Origin of the sequence: Shewanella sp. NKUCC01_JLK (assembly GCF_019345615.1) — a bacterium.
Classification (GTDB): Bacteria; Pseudomonadota; Gammaproteobacteria; order Enterobacterales; family Shewanellaceae; genus Shewanella; species Shewanella oncorhynchi.
Genome location: NZ_JAHKRD010000037.1, coordinates 1 through 700 on the forward strand (window position 1 = coordinate 1; position 700 = coordinate 700).

The window sequence follows — 700 nt, forward strand, 5'->3', positions numbered from 1 at the left end:
AACGGGCAGTAATTACACCCAAGGACCTAGACGTAATCTGGGGACAACCCCAGATGCAGCGCCGAGTGCTGCGACTGGTCATCCCGGTGGTCCCGCGGCTGGCAATGGCAGCGGTACAACCCCACCAGTGATGGGCAACGGTTCGCCATCGATGACAGATGATGGCACTCAAGTCGATGTTCCGACAGCCGTCGCGGACACTCTGACGAATGCGGGTACACCGACGAATGCGGGTACATCGGCTCGTCCACCTGTTGCGGCGAACACCATAAACACACCTTCAATGTCACAGGCGGATGGCGTGCCTACGGAAGACACCCCTGCGACAGTGGTGCCTGAGGCGAATGCTGCGCAAGGATACACTGGCCGTAAATGGGAGGTGAGTAGTTCAACACCTGTGAATCTGAGTCAGGGTGCGCAAACGGGCAGCAATTACACCCAAGGACCTAGACGTAATTTAGGGACAACCCCAGATGCTGCGCCGAGTTCAGCGATAGCTCATCCTCGTGGTCCTGTTCCTGCAACGGGTAATGGTTCGCCATCGATGACAGATGATGGCACGCAAACTGATGTTCCGACAGCCGTCGCGGACACACCGACGAATGCGGGTACACCAGCTCGTCCGCCTGTCGCGGCGAAGACCACAAACACACCTTCAATGTCACAGACGGATGGCGTGCCTACGGAAGACATCTCTGCG

Annotated in this window: 1 pseudogene; it reads left to right on the top strand. The window is 57.9% G+C overall.

The annotated features are described in order from the left end of the window. A pseudogene (locus KO537_RS22935) lies at nucleotides 1-700 on the top strand (hypothetical protein); the annotation flags it as partial.